Genomic DNA, 18,912 nt, shown 5'->3' on the forward strand with positions numbered 1-18,912 from the left:
TTTACTCTAAAGCATTCCACAAGGACGTGGAACGAAAATTCAAGGAGGAATTACTGAAATGAGAATTAATCACAACATAGCGGCGCTAAACACGCATCGTCAAATGGGACAGGCTAACCAGGCGCAACAAGACTCCATGGAGAAACTTTCTTCGGGACTACGCATTAATAAGGCTGGAGATGACGCAGCAGGTCTTGCCATATCAGAGAAAATGCGCGGACAAATTCGTGGGTTGGATATGGCACAAAAGAATGCTCAAGATGGCATTTCTATGATTCAGACAGCTGAAGGGGCTCTTAATGAAACACACTCGATTCTTCAACGTATGCGTGAACTTTCTGTGCAGTCAGCAAACGATACCAATACTGATACAGATCGCGGAGAACTCCAAAAAGAAGTCGATGAACTCGTTGAAGAAATAGACCGTATAGCTGAGAATACTGAATTTAACGAAAAGAAATTGTTAGACGGAAGCTTTAGTGGAGCTGGAAATGGTGCTACTTTCCATATAGGTGCAAATAGTGGACAGAATATAGAACTTAACATTGGTTCTATGGCTTCTGATACAACTAATGGAATCGGCGTTTCTGGGGTAGATATTGGTAGTCAATCAGGTGCTGATGATGCAATTTCTACTATCAACACTGCAATTGAAACGGTTTCTGCTCAAAGAGCTAATTTAGGTGCCACTCAAAATAGACTTGAACATACAATTAATAATCTTGGCACATCATCAGAAAATTTAACTGCAGCTGAATCCCGTATTAGAGATGTTGATATGGCGGCAGAAATGATGCAACAGACAAAGTCGTCTATTTTATCTCAGGCATCCCAATCGATGCTGGCTCAAGCCAACCAAAGACCACAGGGCGTTCTTCAACTTCTACAATAATTATTTACTTACTGACCTCGATTTTCGGGGTCCTTTTTTATGGAATATATGAGTGGTCGACTTATTAAAAACCTTGTTCCTATGCATAAATATAGTAAAATGAAAGTCGATATAAAATATAAAGGAAACCTTAGGAGGCTGTCCTATGCTTTTTATATTAAATAAAGAAACACATGAACTTGAAAATACTAAAGAGAACGGTAAGAAAGTAATAAAAATGATAGAAGAAAAAGAAAACAACCATATGTATCTAACTCACGCTGAGATTGATGGGCACTCTATTCACGATGATATTGATCTATATATAGAAGATCATATTCATTCTATTAATGAAATTAAAGCACATATGCTATCAGAAAAGGAATTAAAAGAAGATACCCTTCAAACAATGAATGAATATATACATGGGGCACTACCCGAGGTAGAAAAGTTAACGGGAAATCTTTATGCTGACAAACAAGAAGGGTGGGATCAGGTTCCAGTATTGCTTGATGGAATCAATTGGATTGTCCAAGCAATCAGAACATTAAACCAACTAAGTGTACATACAGAATTAGAGGAAAACTTGTACAAAACATCTCTAGAACTTACAGAACGAGTGAAATTATTACAAGAACCTCTGGAGGAACATGATTCAATATTACTTTCTGATATCATTTCTTATGAAGTTGTACCAGTTCTTGAAACAATCTCGGGATTTCTAGATGATTTACTCGATGAAGAAGGGACTTCTTTAAATGCGAACTAATAACGTTCTATATTTAAAAAAAACATTTCCTCATATAAGAAATGAATACAAAAAAATGGAAGAAGAGGGTTATGAACCTCAAATAAAAGTGGAAGAAGCAAAAAAACAAGGACTTACTGCTTCTTTAAATGGAGAATACTTACATAGCCGCTATAATCCTAAAAGGGAAGCTGAAAAACTTGTAGAACAACACAAAGATCATTTAGCTTCTTATTCTCATATTTTTTTCTATGGTATGGGGATGGGGGATCACATAGAAAGGGTGTTGGATCTTTTTCCAGATAAAAAAGTAACTGTATATGAGCCCTCTGTGGATATGTTTTACCAACTCTCTGTCTCAAAAGATTTGGAATTCTTAAATAATCAAAGTATTAGAAATCTGTTCGTCGAGTTTGAGGAATCACAACCTCTTTCGTTTATTAATAATCATTATAACAATTTTAAAGAACAAACGTACTTATTCGTTCACCCCAGTTATCCAAGGGTGTTCTTAGAAAAGTATAAGTTATTTTTACAATGGTTTCGAGAGGGAGTTGCGAATAGCCGTTCTACTTTGAAGACCACTTTGTCTTTTCAGAAGTATTGGGTCTTAAATAGTCTAATTAACTTCAAAGAGACAGTGGAAACTCCAAATATTCTTCATGATATTCCAAAAGATTTTTTTAAAGATAAAGTAGCGTTAACAGTAGCTGCAGGCCCTTCTGTAGATTATGATATTGACTATATTAAAAAGATTAAAGAAGAGGGCAGGGCTTATGTTTTTGCAGTAGGATCTGGAATAAACGGGTTAATTAATAATGGGATTATACCCGATGGAGTGTTTAGTTATGATCCTTGGAAAAACAACCCAAAAGTCTTTCGGAATGTAGTGGAAAATAATTATGACCTGGAGATTCCCTTGATTTTCGGAACGAGTATCCACCCTGATGTAGTAAATATGTATCGTGGTCCTAAGTTACATATGATTACGAGTCAAGACACAAGTAGTGAAAAGCTTCTACGTCTGAAAAATGGTGAAAATCCCGATGTTGTACATGATGCTCCTTCTATTGCAGCATTAACTATTAGTGCGTTAGCAAAACTTGGTTTTCAGCATATCCTTTTTGCGGGACAGAACCTATCGTACCCTGATAAGAAAAAATACTCCGAAAGCATTAAATATGAACATACTTCTTCTGAATTAAATGAAGAGGAGTTGGAAGGATTAATTGAGAGTGTTGATGTTGAAGGAGCAAAAGTGAAGACCACAAGAGGATTTATTAATACAAAAACACAAATTGAAGGATATATTAAAAAGTTTCCTAGTGTGAATTTCGTGAACACTACCAAAAAAGGAATACATATAGAAGGGGCAACGTTCTTGCCAATTGAGTCATTGTTTAATGATATAATGTCTACCAGACTAGAATCAGTTAATCTTGCTTCCTTTGAAGCTACTTCTTATGAAAATAAGTATGTTAAAAGTCAATTGGAAGTGATGAAGTCTGGTGGTGAAATACTGCCTGAATTTTTTAATAGTATTTCCTATAAGTTAAAAAAACTAAGTGAAGAAACTAGTGATCACAAAGTTCAAAAACTATTTGGAGAGCTTGATAAAGCTTTCAAAGATATGACTAGCAACGAATTCTATAGAGTTTACTTATTACCGATGAATAGAGTTAAATATGATTTGTTAGTAAGTCACAATAATGAGTTTAAGTTTGAACAAGATATATTTAAAAAGGCCGAGTTGACAACTAAGCATTATAGTGAATTTTTGAACTTATGTATTAAAGATTATGAAGTGACTTATAAACATTTTTTGGAAACCTATAATTTTATTATGAAGAAATAGATTATTCATCAAGAGAATAATTAATACAAATGATGTGTTGAAGTGAGGCATTTATAATATGAAGTATATAAAAGAAAAGACTATCCTGATAACAGGGGGAACCGGATCGTTCGGAAGAAATTTTGTCAGTAAAGCATTGAAAGAAAATGTGAAAAAAATTATTGTATTTAGCCGTGATGAATTAAAGCAATATGAAATGCAACAAGAATTCACAGACAGTCGCCTACGCTTTTTCTTAGGGGATGTGCGTGATAAAGATCGTTTGTATCGTGCATTCGATGGTGTTGATATTGTAATTCACGCAGCTGCACTAAAACATGTAGGAGCGTGCGAGTACAATCCATTCGAAGCGGTGAAAACAAATATTAACGGGGCACAGAATATTGTTGAAGCCGCTATTGATCGAGGCGTCAAGCGAGTGATTGCATTGAGCACAGACAAAGCGGCAAGTCCTATTAACTTGTATGGAGCTACAAAACTGGCCTCTGATAAAGTGTTCGTTGCTGCGAATTCCTACGTAGGAGATAAACCTACTCGTTTTTCGGTGGTTCGTTATGGGAATGTCGTTGGAAGTCGAGGAAGTGTTGTACCCTTCTTTAAGCGTATGAAAGAAACGGGACGCTTGCCGATTACTGATGAACGTATGACTCGTTTCTGGATAACACTTGACCAGGGAGTTCAGTTTGTCATGGATAACCTGGAGCGTATGAAGGGTGGAGAAATCTTTGTGCCTAAGATTCCTAGCATGACCGTTACCGACTTAGCAGAAGCCATTGCACCGGAATGTGAGATTGAATATGTAGGCATTCGTCCTGGGGAGAAACTACATGAAGCTATGATCACTGAAGATGATGCACGTCGTACTCTAGAATACGATGATTATTACGTAATTCAACCCGAATTCCCTTGGTGGACCCAAGAACATTCTAATGGCGGGAAAATGTTAGAAGATGGATTCAGCTATGTCAGTGATACTAATGACGAATGGCTGACTGTAGATGAATTGAGGGATCTTGTACGTGGTTAATCGCGATACATTTTTGCCGTACGGTCAACAGTGGTTAGAAGAAGATGATATCCAAGCAGTTATCGACGTGTTGCGAAGTGATTACATAACCACGGGACCTGCCGTGAAACAATTTGAAGAAGATGTCGCTTCTTATGTAGATGCTGAATATGCAGTGGCTTTCTCTAATGGAACGGCTGCTTTGCATGCTGCCTGTTTTGCAGCTGATATTTACGAAGGCGATGAAGTGATAACTTCTCCTATGACTTTTGTTGCAAGTTCTAATTGCGTATTGTATCAGGGGGGAACTCCTGTTTTCGCAGATATTAATCCTCAAACTTATAACATTGACCCGATAGAAGTAAGAAAAAAGATTACGAAGGACACAAAAGCTATTATTCCGGTAGATTTCACTGGCCAACCTATAGACATAGAAACCATTCGTACTATAGCCGAAGATTATAACCTGATTATTATTGAAGATGCGGCTCATGCGATTGGAGCTACTTACAAAAATGAAAAAGTCGGATCGTTAAGTGATATGACCATGTTTAGTTTTCATCCTGTGAAGCATGTTACCACAGGTGAGGGGGGAGTCATTACCACGGATAACCCTACCTATTATAAAAAATTGCTTCACTTCCGATCTCATGGGATTACAAGAGACAAGAATGACTTAGAAAATAACTCTCAAGGGGATTGGTACTATGAAATGCAGGAGCTCGGATATAACTATCGTATGACCGATATTCAGGCAGCCCTTGGCAGTAGCCAACTTAAAAAGTTGGATGCGTTCATTGGACGACGAAGGGAAATTGTAAAGCAATATAAGGAAGCGTTTGAAGGTGTGGAAGGTTTGCAGACGCCTTACCAAGCAGAAAATTCACATTCCAGTTGGCATTTGTACGTGCTTCGTTTCAATCAGGAGATAGTTTCTTTATCCCGGAAAGAAATCTTTGAACAATTGAAGAAACGTAATATAGGGGTGAATGTTCATTATATCCCTGTGCACCTTCAGCCTTATTATCAACAACTTGGTTGGGAGAAAGGAATGTTTCCTGTAGCTGAGCAGTTGTATGAAGAAATTATTACCCTTCCCCTGTTCCCCAAAATGTCAGACGAAGACGTCAAAGATGTTATTAATGCTGTGTTTGATGTTCTTGGATTGGAAATGAGGGATGGTAGATGAAGGTCGTAGCTATTATACAAGCCAGAACAGGTTCGACCCGGCTACCAGGAAAGGTGCTGAAAGATTTAAAAGGGAAAACAGTACTTTTCCATGTAATAGAACGAGTGCAACAAGTTGTAAATGTTGATGAAGTGGTTGTAGCAACGACAGACCTTCCGCAGGATGATGGATTGGTAGAAGAAGTGGAACGCATAGGAGTTCCTTACATTCGTGGCAGTGAGGAAGATGTGCTATCCCGGTATTATCAGGCGGCTAAGAAGCACCAGAGTGACGTGGTTATCCGTATCACTTCTGATTGCCCGGTTATTGATCCTCATATTATTGATTACATGATTGATGAGTTTCATGCAAGGGATGCTCATCTCGTCTCGAATGCAGGCTCTAATCTTTCTGAACGTACATTTCCAAGAGGTATGGATGTCGAAGTATTTTCTTTTGAAGCGTTGGAAGAGGCGAATAGCCATGGAGAAAAAGCCTACCATCGGGAACACGTGACACCGTATTTATATGAGAACCTCAAGTCTATTTCCTACTACAAACAAAAGAGAGATGATTCATCGCTCCGTTTGACCTTGGATACAGAGGATGATTGGAGACTTATACAAGAGATTTACAATCACTTGTACCATGGTGAACACGATTTCTATCTCGAAGATATTAGGTCTTTATTTCAAGAAAAGCCACAGCTGAAAGATCTTAACGCCCACGTAGAACAAAAGAAAGTAAAGGGTCAAGAGGAATGAAAGCATATATTTTCACAGAAGCTGGGGAAGGAATAGGCTTTGGCCATTTATCTCGCTGTATTTCTCTTTATGAATCTCTCAAAGAGGTCGGTGTCAAAACAGAAATGATCGTCTCTGGGACTTTTCAAGATATATCGATGTTAAAAGGTGTAAATTATCGTCAACAATCCTGGTACAACGAGGAGTTTTTGGAGCAAACAGTTACTGATGAGGACGTATGCATCATTGATTCATATCTGGCAGATATTTCTCTATACGAAATTCTGTCAAACCAAGCAAAACGCTGTGTGTATATTGACGACAATTCACGTTTGTCTTATCCGAAAGGTATTGTCGTCAACCCCTCCCTACACATAGGCAATCTTTCTTACCCAAGGAAGGCAGGGGTTACGTACTTGTATGGGCCGTCCTATGTCATTGTTCGTCCGGCTTTTCAGAAGCCAGGGAATCAAAGAGAAGTATTGAGGCAAGTGAAGGATATCCTGGTTACTATGGGTGGAACAGACCCAATGGGCATGACACTTCCTTTGATAGACAGGTTGAAGGCCTCTTTTCCGAACATTAGGTTGCATGTTTTAATCACCGATGCTTTTTCTGATAAAAGTAAAATTGAAGCCAAAACCACTTCTCGTTTACATATTTATAAAAACTTAGATGCTGAAGCAATGAGAGGTGTTATGAAGAAAGTGGATGTTGCGATTACAGCTGCTGGACAAACGATTTATGAGTTGATGGTTTCCCTTACTCCATTTATTCCAATTCAGACTGTGCAAAATCAAGAAAACAATGTAGAGGGATTGCGGACATATGAAATCCAAACTCTTTATGTTAAAAATGAATCGCATGTAGGCTACGTAGAAGAAGCTTTAGAAGAATATCTTAGTCCGAAGATACGTAATTCATTAATTCAAACATATTCCCATTTAATTGATGGCAAGGGAAGCAAACGAATCGTCGAAAAATTGATTAATGGAGAGAAAGAGGTGTGAGTATGACGTCTCTTATTTTTTGTGGATTTGGTAAGTTAGGTCAAGATTGTTTGAATATGTTGAAGGAACATGGTTATACCATCACTTATATTTTTACACACAAAGAAAAAGAAGTGGATAGCGTAGATACGTTTGCTGAGAAAAATGGTATTCCTTATTCGTACGAGGACATGCGAAAGAACGAACAGGGGGTAATAGATAAACTTCTTCCCATTGCCCCTGAGTATCTGGTGAGTGTGAATTATAGATATATCATTCCGAAAAATATCTTTGATATCCCTATATATGCCTTCAACATACATGGGTCTCTATTGCCTGCTTATAGAGGGCGCACTCCGCATGTATGGAGTATCATCCACGGCCAATCCAAAGCAGGGATTACATCTCATCTTTTGGAAGAAACCGTTGATACCGGAGATGTTATTGAGCAATGGGAAGTACCTATAGATAAAGAAGATACAGGGTACTTACTGTTGCAAAAGTACGAAAAGTTATACCCTCGTTTGTTACTACGAAGTCTCAAAAAACTGGAGAATCGTGAGCCATTACTCGTTCAAGATGAGACGAGGGCAAGCTTTTATGGGAAACGTACTCCTGATATGGGGTACATTGATTTTTATAAATCAGGAGAAGACGTGCGTAATTTTGTACGAGCACAAGCAAATCCTTATCCAGGTGCTTATTATTTCCTGAATGATGGTAGGAAAATCATTATTCACGAACTAGAAGTCATTAATAGTATATCATCCGATTCTCCGTCTATTGGTATTGTCTATACTACTGGTGATACATATTATGTTCATTGTAAAGATAGCTGTTTAAAGATAATTTCTTATGAAATAAGGAAAGGGTGATAGCGATGTTGTCAATAGGTGGTAAAAACATTGGAGAAGGAAATCCTGCCTTTATTATAGCAGAACTGTCGGCGAATCATGGCCATGATATTCAGATAGCGAAAAAAACAATTAAAGCAGCTAAAGAAGCAGGAGCGGATGCCATTAAGCTGCAGACCTATACAGCTGATACCATTACAATTGATTGCGATAATGAGTATTTTCAAATCGATAATGGGACCATTTGGGATGGAAGGACATTACATAACCTATATGAAGAAGCTCATACCCCTTGGGAATGGCAAGGGGAATTGATGGAGTACGCTCAAAAGCAAGGTCTTACCTGTTTTTCCAGTCCGTTTGATCCAACCGCTGTTGATTTCCTTGAAGAATTAAACGTGCCAGCTTATAAAATAGCTTCGTTCGAAATTACGGATATTCCCCTCATTGAATATGTCGCTTCCAAAGGTAAGCCAGTTATCATTTCAACGGGAATCGCTACGATAGGAGAAATAGAAGAAGCAGTAGAAGCTTGTAAACGTGTAGGGAATGAACAGGTTGCCTTATTAAAATGTACATCTGCCTACCCAGCAAACATCGAAGATGCCAATTTAGCAACGATTCCAAACTTGAAAGAAACATTTCAGGTGGAGGTTGGGTTATCAGATCATACGAGAGGTACCGTTGTTCCTGCTGTTTCTGTGGCTATGGGAGCGCGAATCATCGAAAAGCATTTTATATTGGATAAATCCATCGGAGGACCGGATGCTAATTTTTCTTTGAATAAAGAGGAATTCAAGGCAATGGTGGAGGCGGTGAGAAATGCTGAAAAAGCAATTGGGACTATCGATTACAAACAGACAGAGAAAAAGAAAAATAGTCGAAAATTCGCACGTTCTCTATTTATTGTAAAAGATGTGAAAGCCGGCGAATCTTTTACAAGAGATAATGTTCGTTCCATACGTCCAGGAAATGGGATGGCCCCCAAATATCTCGAAGAAGTTCTCGAGAAAAAAGCTTCTATGGATATTGACAAAGGAACTCCTCTTGATTGGAAATATGTTCATTAGAAGGGGGAAGTTTATATTTTTAGAATTAATTATTCTTTTATATAAAGTAGAGTCGTGGTGACTCTGCTTTTTTATTGAATCCTATTTAAAATGCATTTCTGTCACCGATATAATAACAAAGTGAATGTAAAGAGGAGTTGTTGACGGTGAAGATTGAACAAATGCTTACCCAATCACAACTTCTGCAAAGCCAACAACAAACAGGTGCTAACACAAAAGCTGTGCAGAAGAAACCGGAGGACGAAGCACGAACGATCGAAGTCGGACAGGAGGTTTCCCCGGAAAATGTAAGAGATGCTGTAGAAGGAATGAACGAATTTTTGAAGCCGGTACACACATCTCTGAAGTTCGAAATGCACGAAAAATTGGAAGAGTACTATGTCAAAGTGATAGATTCTAATACAGAAGAAGTAATCAAAGAGATTCCGTCGGAGAAAATGCTAGATATGTATGCGATGATGGCAGAACAGCTCGGGTTTTTGGTTGATCAGAAAATATAAGAAGGTGATAGCATGAGTGATATGAGAATAGGTGGTCTCGCAACGGGGATGGACATTGACAAGATCGTCAGTGATCTTATGAAAGTTGAGAAAAAGCCTCTTGAGAGAATGGAACAAGATCGGGAGTGGAAAACATATCAACGTGATGCGTATCGTGAAGTGAACACGAAGTTTTCTGAACTTGAGAATATGATGCTCGATATGAACCTTGAGCGTACCTATACATCTAAAGATACTTCCTCCACGAATCCTGGTGCTGTGACGGCGACAGGAACGCCGTCAGCCGGAGAAGGGAATTATAATATTGAAGTGGAGAGGCTGGCAAAAGCCGGGTTCGTTACTTCCGGTACAGCTATTACAGGTGCAGATGCAACTGGAAATATCGATGGTTCTTTGAAATTGAGTGAGGCTTTTGGAGCAGATCTTAATGAAGGGACCTTCTCCCTGACAACCTACGATGAAAATGGAGCGAAACCATCGAGAGAGTTTACGGTCAATGCCGATGATACGTTAAATGACATACTCGGAGACATAAATGACTCTGACTTAGGGATACGCGCGTTTTATGATAAAAGTTCCGGTCAGGTCATGATGGAGCGTACCAGAACGGGGGATTTCAATACTGACAATGGGGGTTCAGAGATCGAATTCGGTGGAACGAATACGGCTTTTCTTACGGACAACTTGGACCTCTCTATGGCAGATTCTTCTTCTGCCGGCCAGGACTCGAAATTCACCTACAACGGTGCGATGCCGATAACTTCTCATGAAAATGAATATGAATTGAACGGTCTTAACTTCCAGTTCCACGGGACAAATGTAGGTAGTCCGGCAAGGGTGAACGTAACGAACAATCCAGATGAAGCGTTCGATAAAGTGATGGAATTTGTAGAGAAATATAATGGAATTGTGGATCACTTAAATGAGAAGACGCAAGAGAAGCGTTATCGTGACTATCAGCCGCTGACAGAAGCACAAAAAGGTGATATGGAAGAGCGGGAGATTGAGCTTTGGGAAGAGAAGGCAAAAAGCGGTATGCTTCGCAGTGATACTGTTTTGACGAATGCTATGTCCTCTATGCGCCAAAACTGGTATGAGCCGGTTAACAATGGTGGTCAGTACTCCCAAGCCTCTGAAATTGGTATTTCAACAACTTCTAACTACCTTGACGGTGGAAAACTCGAGGTGGATGAAGAGAAACTGCGTCAGGCACTGACAGAAGATCCACTTGCGGTGAAACAACTGTTGTCCGGGTCTGATGTGGAAGGTGAAAAAGGGATCGTGCGTAAGTTGGATGAAACGATTTCAAGAGCCACTTCCCAGATTGAAGAGAAGGCCGGGAAACCTACGAGTATTAGTAACAACTTTATGCTTGGTCGTGAGATTGAAGATATAAACCAGGAAATGGATGATTTTCAAGCTCGTCTAACGGAAATAGAGGACCGCTACTGGCGAGAATTTGGTGCTATGGAGAAAGCTATTAGTAAAATGAACCAGCAGTCCGCTTATCTCTCGCAAAACCTCGGAGGAATGTAAGGAGGAACTACGATGTCAATTAAAGCCTATCAGAATAATTCAGTGGAAACTGCATCCCCAGGCGAACTGACACTGATGCTTTACAACGGCTGCATAAAATTCATCAAAGCAGCTCGTAAAGCGGTGGAAAATAAAGAAATCGAAGCGAAAAATACGAATATCCAAAAAGCCCAAGCTATTGTCCGCGAGCTAATGGTTACAGTGAATACAGAATTTAAAGTATCTAATGAACTGCTCCCTCTCTATGACTATATGAACCGTCGTCTGATGGAAGCGAATATTCAGAATGATGGTAAAATTCTGGAAGAAGTCCAGGGGCTTGCGACGGAATTCCGCGACACGTGGAAAGAAGTACTGAAAGAATCCCGTAAAGCTCAGCACGCTGCCGGAGATGGAGTCTGATGGGTTGGCAACGTCTTTTGGAAGTGAACCGTTCACTTGAAAAAGAAATCAATCAAAAAGTAACATCTCATAATCGTGGCACCATGATTGAAAAGATGGAAGAGCTTCTAGAGGAGCGCGGGGAGCTTTTACGAACACTGTCTTCACCGGAAACAGATGAAGAAAAAGCTGTTCTTAACGAAGTGAGAGAGAAAGATCTAGCCATGCAGCGCCGCCTTGAGTTTCTTTTCAATGAGTTGAAAGCGGAGATGAGGAATAACAAAAAACAGAAAAAAGGCAAACAAGGCTACACGAATCCATATGCGAGTGTAGCAACGATGGACGGCACCTACGTCGACTCGAAAAAATGAGTCTGATGATAGGTGCTGTTTTACGTTATACAGGCGTTTCTACTTTTCTTAATTAGGGTACACGGTTATGTAAGACAGTAGAATTGGAGGTTTTGGGGTATGAAAGAAGTAATTCAGGCTGCGTTACACGCAGGACAAGAGATTATGAATGTCTATGAAACGGACTTTGATGTAGAAGAAAAAGAAGACCACTCGCCGATCACAAAGGCGGATGAAAAAGCACATGAAATTATTGTGAAACATCTTGAGGACTATGACCCGTCCATTCCAATTTTGAGCGAAGAAGGATCTGATGTTTCCTACTCGAAACGTCAGGACTGGGACGAGTACTGGCTCGTAGATCCGCTCGACGGCACGAAAGAGTTCGTGAAGCGTAACGGAGAGTTCACGGTGAATATCGCATTGATTCGCGATGAGAAACCGGTGTTCGGTGTCGTGTATGCACCAGCTCTTCAAGATCTGTATGTAGCTGATGCTGCGAAAGGTGCCTACAAGTTTACAAGCGTCCTCGACAGCTACGAAGACGGTTTGGAGGCTATTCGTTTACCGGCAATCGAAGCGAACGGGGAGACGGCGACCGTTATCGTCAGTCGCTCCCATCAATCGGATGAAGAAGACGCATTCGTAAACGAACTGAAAGAGAGCTATTCCACCGTTGATACGATTTCTTCAGGAAGCTCCCTGAAGCTTTGCCTGATTGCTGAGGGTGTGGCTGATTTTTATCCGCGTTACAAACCAACGATGGAATGGGATACAGCAGCTGGTCAGGCAATAGTAGAAATCGCTGGAGGTTTCGTTCATGTAGCGAACACGGACAAAGATTTAACTTATAACAAAGAATCGTTGAAAAACCCATCTTTTATAGCGAATAGGGTGTAAACTTTAGCACCTAATTACCGATATTTAAATTAAAGCACATTAATAAATGTGATATTTATTAATGTGCTGTTTTTTTGGAAAGAGTGATTAGATGGCGAAAAGTTATGATTTAGAAGTTGATGGGCACCCGAATATTTATAATAATTACTCTCCGAGGAAATTTAAAGTTTATTTTTCTGAACCGGAGGGTGGGGTGAACTCAAATACCGGAATACTGTTATTTATAGCTGGTTTTGGAGGTCATGCTAATTCAAACGTTTATAAGAAGATGAGAAAAAAGTTTGCTGATGAGTATAATTTAGTCACAGTTCAATGTGATTATTTTGGGTTTGAGTTTATGCAGGAAGAACCTTTATCAGAGTCTCTAACCAACTTTAACGACATGGGTATAATGCAAGCGCTAGATAACTTAACATCTCTGATAATTATAGAGGAAATAATCAAAAGCAATGGTTATTTATATGATAAAAATAAAATTATAATTTATGGTCATTCACATGGTTCGTATTTATCATATTTATGTAACTATTTTGCGCCTCAATATATCGACTTAATTATTGACAACTCTGCTTGGGTATTTCCTGTGTATTTAAAATCAAATAGGCTCCTAAAAAATAATGGTAAAGTTCAAGTTTTTGAATATATTGCTAAAACCTTTTTAACAGATACTTCTATTAATAACCTGCTATTTTTATATCGAAATTTCCAGAATAATGCGGTTATCCATTCATTTCATGGTGAACAGGACCAATTGATTTCTTTGACAAATAAAAGAAAGTTATGTTTACCTATGAAACGTTGTTTTTTACATGAGATAACCCAGACTGATGTAGATGAAGAAATGATATTCTCTTCAGGTCATGGATTGGAAGCAGACTTCTTGAAGTTGTTCGACCATGTTTGGAAGAAACATAATTTCAGAATGGTACATAAAAAGAAAAAATTACAGACAAGGAGCATAAAAACTCCAGATCATAGATATAAAATAGTTTATGATAACGTTCTTCCTGTATTCAAACGTTATTGAATAAAGTAAAAATTCAGTTAGGGAAATTCAAAGGTTTATCTTTTATTACTTGAGGAAACTTTGAAAAAACATTTATGTATAATCTGTGAATTTTAAACCCCTTAAATTTGAAACATTGATATAACGGCGTTTGCGGCGGAAATCTACATTTTTTCTGAAAATTCCCTCTAGTTTATGCAGGAATCGCTAGGGGTATGGTAGAATGTAAGGTATACAAGGATGAAAGGAGGACACTTCTATATGTTCCAATTTAATATTCGTGGTGAAAACCTAGAAGTGACAGATTCAATCAAAAACTATGTGGAGAAAAAGGTGACGAAGCTTGAGCGTTACTTTGACACTCCTCCATCTTCTGAGGTCCACGTAAACTTGAGTGTCTACAACAGTGAGCAGACGATTGAGGTTACAATACCTATGAAAAACCTACTGCTTCGTGCAGAGGAACACAACAGCGATCTCTACGCTGCGGTCGATCTTGTTGTAGATAAATTAGAACGACAAATTCGTAAACATAAAACGAAAGTGAACCGAAAGGCTCGCCAGGAAGGTGCTCCGAAATACGTATTTGCTGAGATGGAGAAAGAAGCGCAGGAACGTCTTGATGAAGATGACGAAGATGTGAGAATCGTCCGTACGAAGCGTTTCGATTTGAAACCGATGGTGTCTGAGGAGGCAGCTCTTCAAATGGACATGCTAGGACACAGTTTCTACGTATTCACGAATGCAGAAACGGATGAAACGAATATTGTTTATAAACGTCGCGACGGCCGATACGGCTTGATCGAGACCTGATAAAGAAGTGAGAGGCCCTGATGATTCAGGGTCTTTCTTTTTTTATAATGAAAAATCGAAATTCTTCCTTCTATCTCTACATGAAAATACAAAAACCCACCTCTGTTTCTTCATTTCTACATACAATTATCAACAGAAAATTCCTTCTTCCTCTTTTGTTTCTTTTCTAAAGGCGTGCTATAACTGTAGAAAAGATAAGGGAGTGATACATATGTGTATGGACTGTGAGCGTCTGGAAGCGAGAATCCGCCAGCAGGAAGAAACGGTGGTACAGCTGATCGAAATGGTGGCGATGATGAATGGAAACATGAAGAATCTGCTCGAACAGAAAGAAAGGATGCCGGGCACGCGGTGATTAGTTGTCACGCCTGTTACGCTAGTGTTATCATTAAGATTGGATATAAACGAAATCGATATGATACAGAGGAGCGTTACACATGCTTGGAGCATTGAAAAAAATGTTTGGAGATGGCAACCAGCGTGAGCTCAAACGTCTGCAGAAGACGGTTGACGAAATCGAAGCGCTGGAGCCTGATATGGAGAAGCTATCTGATGACGAACTGCGTCAGAAGACGGAGGAATTCAAACAGAGATATCAGAACGGCGAAAGTCTCGACGATATGCTCGTCGAGGCTTATAGTGTCGTGCGTGAAGGAGCGAAGCGTGTTCTCGGGATGCGTCCGTTCCAGGTACAGTTGATGGGTGCGATTTCCATGCACGAAGGGAACATCGCCGAGATGAAGACCGGGGAAGGGAAAACGCTCGCGTCCACGATGCCTGCTTATTTGAACGCCCTTACCGGCAAAGGCGTCCACATCGTCACGGTCAACGATTACCTTGCTAGTCGTGACTCGGTGGAGATGGGTGAGCTGTACAGCTTTCTAGGGCTGACGACAGGGCTCAATACCAATGGTCTGTCGAAGGACGAGAAACGTGAAGCTTACAACGCCGACATCATGTACGGAACGAACAACGAATTCGGCTTCGACTATCTCCGTGACAACATGGTGTTGTATAAGGAACAGATGGTACAGCGTCCGCTTCATTTCGCGATCATTGATGAAGTCGACTCGATTCTGATCGATGAAGCGCGTACGCCGCTTATCATTTCCGGTACGGCGAAGAAGTCCGCAGATATGTACAATGCGGCGAATGCGTTCGTGCGTCTGCTTGCGATCGAAGAAGATTTTACGTATGACGAGAAGACAAAAAACGTTCAGCTCACCGAAGAAGGGATCAACAAAGCAGAGCGTTACTTCAAGATCGATAACCTGTTTGACCTAGGAAACGTGTCTCTCATTCACCACATCAATCAGGGGCTGAAGGCACACCAGACGATGCACCGCGATGCGGATTACGTCGTCCAGGAAGGCGAAGTCATCATCGTCGACCAGTTCACTGGACGTCTCATGCAGGGACGCCGTTACAGTGACGGGTTGCATCAGGCGATCGAAGCGAAGGAAGGATTGCCGATCCAGAACGAGAGCATGACTCTTGCGTCTATCACCTTCCAGAACTTCTTCCGCATGTACGAGAAGATTTCCGGGATGACCGGTACGGCGAAGACGGAAGCGGAAGAATTTCTGAGCATCTACAACATGCACGTCGTCCAGATTCCGACGAACAAGCCGATTGTCCGTGAAGACCATCCGGATCTCGTTTATAAAACGACGGACGGGAAGTTCCGTGCGGTCGTTGAAGAAATTAAGGAACGTTACAACGAAGGTCAGCCGGTGCTCGTTGGTACAGTGGCAGTCGAGACCAGTGAAATCATCTCGCGTTACTTGAAAAAAGCGAACGTACCGCACAACGTTCTGAACGCGAAGAACCACTTTAGTGAGGCGGAAATCATCGAGAATGCCGGACAGAAAGGTGCGGTGACGATTGCGACGAACATGGCCGGTCGTGGTACCGACATCAAACTCGGCGAAGGTGTCGTCGATCGTGGTGGACTAGCTGTCATAGGTACCGAGCGTCACGAATCCCGCCGTATCGATAACCAGCTTCGTGGTCGTTCCGGACGTCAGGGAGACCCAGGGATGTCCCGCTTCTATTTGTCTACGGACGATGAACTGATGCGTCGTTTCGCATCCGATAATGTCCGCAGCATGATGGAACGTCTCGGTATGGATGACTCGCAGCCGATCGAAAGTAAGATGATTTCCCGTGCCGTCGAATCTGCGCAGAAACGCGTAGAGGGTAACAACTTCGACGCACGTAAGACCATCCTTTCTTTCGACGATGTTCTTCGTCAGCAGCGTGAAGTTATTTACAAACAGCGTTTTGAAGTCCTTACATCCGATAACTTGCGTGAGATTGTCGAGCAGATGATTGAGCGTACCGTTTCCCGCACGGTCCAGGCTCATACGGCTGATGAAGTCGATGAGAATTGGGAGCTCGATTCGATCGTGAAATACGTTCAGTCCAACCTTGTGAAGGAAGGCGACGTGACGGAAGCGGATCTGAAAGGAAAAGAGCCTGAAGAGATGGAAGAACTGATCATGACGAAAATCCGCGAACGGTACAATGAGAAGGAAGAAGAACTCACGGAAGAGCAGATGCGCGAATTCGAAAAAGTCATCCTTCTTCGTACAGTCGACCAGAAATGGATGGACCACATCGACCAGATGGACCAGCTTCGTCAGGGAATCCACCTGCGTGCTTACGGACAAAATGACCCGCTTCAGGAATACCAGATGGAAGGGTTCCGGATGTTTGAAGAAATGGTGCAGGCCATCGATGAAGAATCGTCCCGCTACGTCATGAAAGCAGAAATCCGCAACAACCTTCAACGTCAGGAAGTGGCTCAAGGAGCGACAGCAGTATCCGGCGGAGAAGAGTCCAAAGAGAAGAAGAAACCGCAGCCGTACGTGAAGAAAGACACGGTTGGACGTAACGATCCATGCCCGTGCGGCAGCGGCAAGAAATATAAAAACTGTCACGGCAGTTGATAAACGTCTCCCGCTTCGGGCGGGGGACAACCTTTTGCAAGAGGAGTGTTGGAATCATGGAAATGTCAGAAATCAAACACAAGCTGGATCAGGCAAGCCAGCAACTAAAAAACTTCAGGGGGTCTCTTTGACGTCGATCAGCGAAAGACCCGCATTGCTGAACTTGAAGAAGAGATGACGGAGCCGGGCTTCTGGGATGATCAGGAGCGAGCCCAATCGGTCATCCAGGAAGTGAACGGCCTGAAAGGTTTAGTGCACGCTCTTGAAGGGCACGAAGAAACGCTTGAGAATCTTGAAGTCTCTTATGAGCTCGTGAAAGAAGAGGACGACGAAGAGCTTCGTACCGATCTCGAGGAGGACGTGCAGCAATTGCATAAAGACCTCGATCAGTTCGAACTCGATATCCTTCTCAGCGAACCTTATGATAAAAACAATGCCATTCTTGAACTCCACCCGGGAGCTGGAGGAACGGAGTCCCAGGACTGGACGAGTATGCTTCTCCGTATGTATAAGCGCTGGGCAGAAAGCCGCGGGTTCACTGTTGAAACGCTTGACTATCTGCCAGGAGATGAGGCCGGAGTGAAGAGTGTATCGCTCTTGATCAAAGGGCACAACGCTTACGGCTATCTGAAAGCGGAAAAAGGAGTGCACCGTCTTGTGCGTATTTCTCCATTCGACTCTTCCGGACGTCGTCACACGTCGTTCGCATCGTGTGATGTCATGCCTGAATTCAATGAAGAAATCGATATTGAAGTGAAGAATGAGGACTTGAAAGTCGATACGTACCGGGCGAGCGGGGCCGGCGGTCAGCACGTCAATACGACGGATTCTGCCGTACGTATTACGCACCTGCCGACGAACACGATTGTGACCTGTCAGAACGAACGGTCGCAGATCAAGAACCGGGAGCAGGCGATGAAAATGCTGAAGTCGAAGCTGTACCAGCAGGAGATCGAACGACAGCAGCAGGAACTTGATGAGATCCGCGGCGAACAGAAAGAAATCGGCTGGGGCAGTCAGATCCGCTCCTACGTGTTCCATCCATACAATATGGTGAAAGATCACCGTACCAATGTGGAAAGCGGGAACACCCAGGGAGTGATGGACGGTCAGCTCAACATGTTCATCAATGCATATCTTCGATCTCTCGTAGACGGATAATAGCTGACTC

At 41.5% G+C, this 18,912-nt stretch carries 19 protein-coding genes; all 19 read left to right on the plus strand.

Annotation, left to right across the window (positions count from 1 at the left end; all coding sequences use genetic code 11):
- Positions 1-58 precede the first annotated feature (58 nt).
- The 19 genes from hag (at position 59) to prfB (ending at position 18,902) form a co-directional block, all read left to right on the plus strand.
- Entirely contained in the window at positions 59-892 is an 834-nt protein-coding gene (gene hag / locus BLQ44_RS12130) for a flagellin Hag (RefSeq protein ID WP_093194172.1), read from the plus strand.
- A gap of 145 nt (positions 893-1,037) precedes the next feature.
- Complete coding sequence (locus BLQ44_RS12135) at positions 1,038-1,640, plus strand: hypothetical protein (RefSeq protein WP_093194173.1); 603 nt, start codon at positions 1,038-1,040, stop codon at positions 1,638-1,640.
- The gene (locus tag BLQ44_RS12140) at positions 1,630-3,474 is read left to right on the plus strand and encodes a motility associated factor glycosyltransferase family protein (RefSeq protein WP_093194174.1); all 1,845 of its coding nucleotides are present in this window, start codon (positions 1,630-1,632) and stop codon (positions 3,472-3,474) included. The genes BLQ44_RS12135 and BLQ44_RS12140 overlap by 11 nt, the downstream gene beginning before the upstream one ends.
- 58 nt (positions 3,475-3,532) lie before the next feature.
- Positions 3,533-4,501 carry a UDP-N-acetylglucosamine 4,6-dehydratase (inverting) gene (gene pseB / locus BLQ44_RS12145; RefSeq protein ID WP_093194175.1) on the plus strand — a complete coding sequence of 323 codons (969 nt, stop codon included), beginning with the start codon at positions 3,533-3,535 and terminating at the stop codon, positions 4,499-4,501.
- Positions 4,494-5,669, plus strand: coding sequence for a UDP-4-amino-4,6-dideoxy-N-acetyl-beta-L-altrosamine transaminase (gene pseC / locus BLQ44_RS12150; RefSeq protein ID WP_245688165.1), 1,176 nt, complete (start codon positions 4,494-4,496; stop codon positions 5,667-5,669). The genes pseB and pseC overlap by 8 nt, the downstream gene beginning before the upstream one ends.
- Complete coding sequence (locus BLQ44_RS12155; RefSeq protein WP_093194177.1) at positions 5,666-6,412, plus strand: cytidylyltransferase domain-containing protein; 747 nt, start codon at positions 5,666-5,668, stop codon at positions 6,410-6,412. Before pseC ends, BLQ44_RS12155 begins: the two co-directional genes overlap by 4 nt.
- Positions 6,409-7,401, plus strand: coding sequence for a PseG/SpsG family protein (locus BLQ44_RS12160; protein WP_093194178.1), 993 nt, complete (start codon positions 6,409-6,411; stop codon positions 7,399-7,401). The genes BLQ44_RS12155 and BLQ44_RS12160 overlap by 4 nt, the downstream gene beginning before the upstream one ends.
- A 2-nt stretch (positions 7,402-7,403) precedes the next feature.
- Positions 7,404-8,255: a methionyl-tRNA formyltransferase gene (locus BLQ44_RS12165; RefSeq protein ID WP_093194179.1), complete on the plus strand. Its 852-nt coding sequence runs from the start codon at positions 7,404-7,406 to the stop codon at positions 8,253-8,255.
- Positions 8,255-9,304, plus strand: coding sequence for a pseudaminic acid synthase (pseI, locus tag BLQ44_RS12170; RefSeq protein ID WP_218119008.1), 1,050 nt, complete (start codon positions 8,255-8,257; stop codon positions 9,302-9,304). Before BLQ44_RS12165 ends, pseI begins: the two co-directional genes overlap by 1 nt.
- A 146-nt stretch (positions 9,305-9,450) precedes the next feature.
- Complete coding sequence (gene flaG, locus BLQ44_RS12175) at positions 9,451-9,804, plus strand: flagellar protein FlaG (protein WP_245688166.1); 354 nt, start codon at positions 9,451-9,453, stop codon at positions 9,802-9,804.
- 12 nt (positions 9,805-9,816) lie between these two features.
- Positions 9,817-11,340: a flagellar hook-associated protein 2 gene (locus BLQ44_RS12180; RefSeq protein ID WP_093194181.1), complete on the plus strand. Its 1,524-nt coding sequence runs from the start codon at positions 9,817-9,819 to the stop codon at positions 11,338-11,340.
- 12 nt (positions 11,341-11,352) lie between these two features.
- The gene (fliS, locus tag BLQ44_RS12185; protein ID WP_093194182.1) at positions 11,353-11,742 is read left to right on the plus strand and encodes a flagellar export chaperone FliS; all 390 of its coding nucleotides are present in this window, start codon (positions 11,353-11,355) and stop codon (positions 11,740-11,742) included.
- Positions 11,742-12,092 (plus strand): hypothetical protein, encoded by a 351-nt coding sequence (locus BLQ44_RS12190; RefSeq protein WP_093194183.1) that lies wholly within the window; start codon positions 11,742-11,744, stop codon positions 12,090-12,092. Before fliS ends, BLQ44_RS12190 begins: the two co-directional genes overlap by 1 nt.
- 99 nt (positions 12,093-12,191) lie before the next feature.
- Entirely contained in the window at positions 12,192-12,971 is a 780-nt protein-coding gene (cysQ, locus tag BLQ44_RS12195; RefSeq protein WP_093194184.1) for a 3'(2'),5'-bisphosphate nucleotidase CysQ, read from the plus strand.
- A gap of 91 nt (positions 12,972-13,062) precedes the next feature.
- Entirely contained in the window at positions 13,063-13,998 is a 936-nt protein-coding gene (locus tag BLQ44_RS12200) for a DUF2920 family protein (protein ID WP_093194185.1), read from the plus strand.
- 240 nt (positions 13,999-14,238) lie between these two features.
- On the plus strand, positions 14,239-14,790 hold the full coding sequence (gene hpf, locus BLQ44_RS12205) for a ribosome hibernation-promoting factor, HPF/YfiA family (RefSeq protein ID WP_093194186.1): 552 nt from the start codon (positions 14,239-14,241) through the stop codon (positions 14,788-14,790).
- Positions 14,791-15,001: 211 nt separating this feature from the next.
- Positions 15,002-15,145 carry a hypothetical protein gene (locus BLQ44_RS16580; RefSeq protein ID WP_176757512.1) on the plus strand — a complete coding sequence of 48 codons (144 nt, stop codon included), beginning with the start codon at positions 15,002-15,004 and terminating at the stop codon, positions 15,143-15,145.
- Positions 15,146-15,227: 82 nt separating this feature from the next.
- Entirely contained in the window at positions 15,228-17,741 is a 2,514-nt protein-coding gene (gene secA, locus BLQ44_RS12210) for a preprotein translocase subunit SecA (protein ID WP_093194187.1), read from the plus strand.
- Positions 17,742-17,797: 56 nt separating this feature from the next.
- A protein-coding gene (prfB, locus tag BLQ44_RS12215; protein ID WP_143004717.1) for a peptide chain release factor 2 occupies positions 17,798-18,902 on the plus strand; the annotation gives its coding sequence in 2 pieces (ribosomal slippage) (positions 17,798-17,869 and positions 17,871-18,902; 1,104 coding nt in all).
- Positions 18,903-18,912 lie beyond the last annotated feature (10 nt).

The sequence above is a fragment of the Salimicrobium halophilum genome, from assembly GCF_900100295.1.
GTDB lineage: Bacteria > Bacillota > Bacilli > Bacillales > Halobacillaceae > Salimicrobium > Salimicrobium halophilum.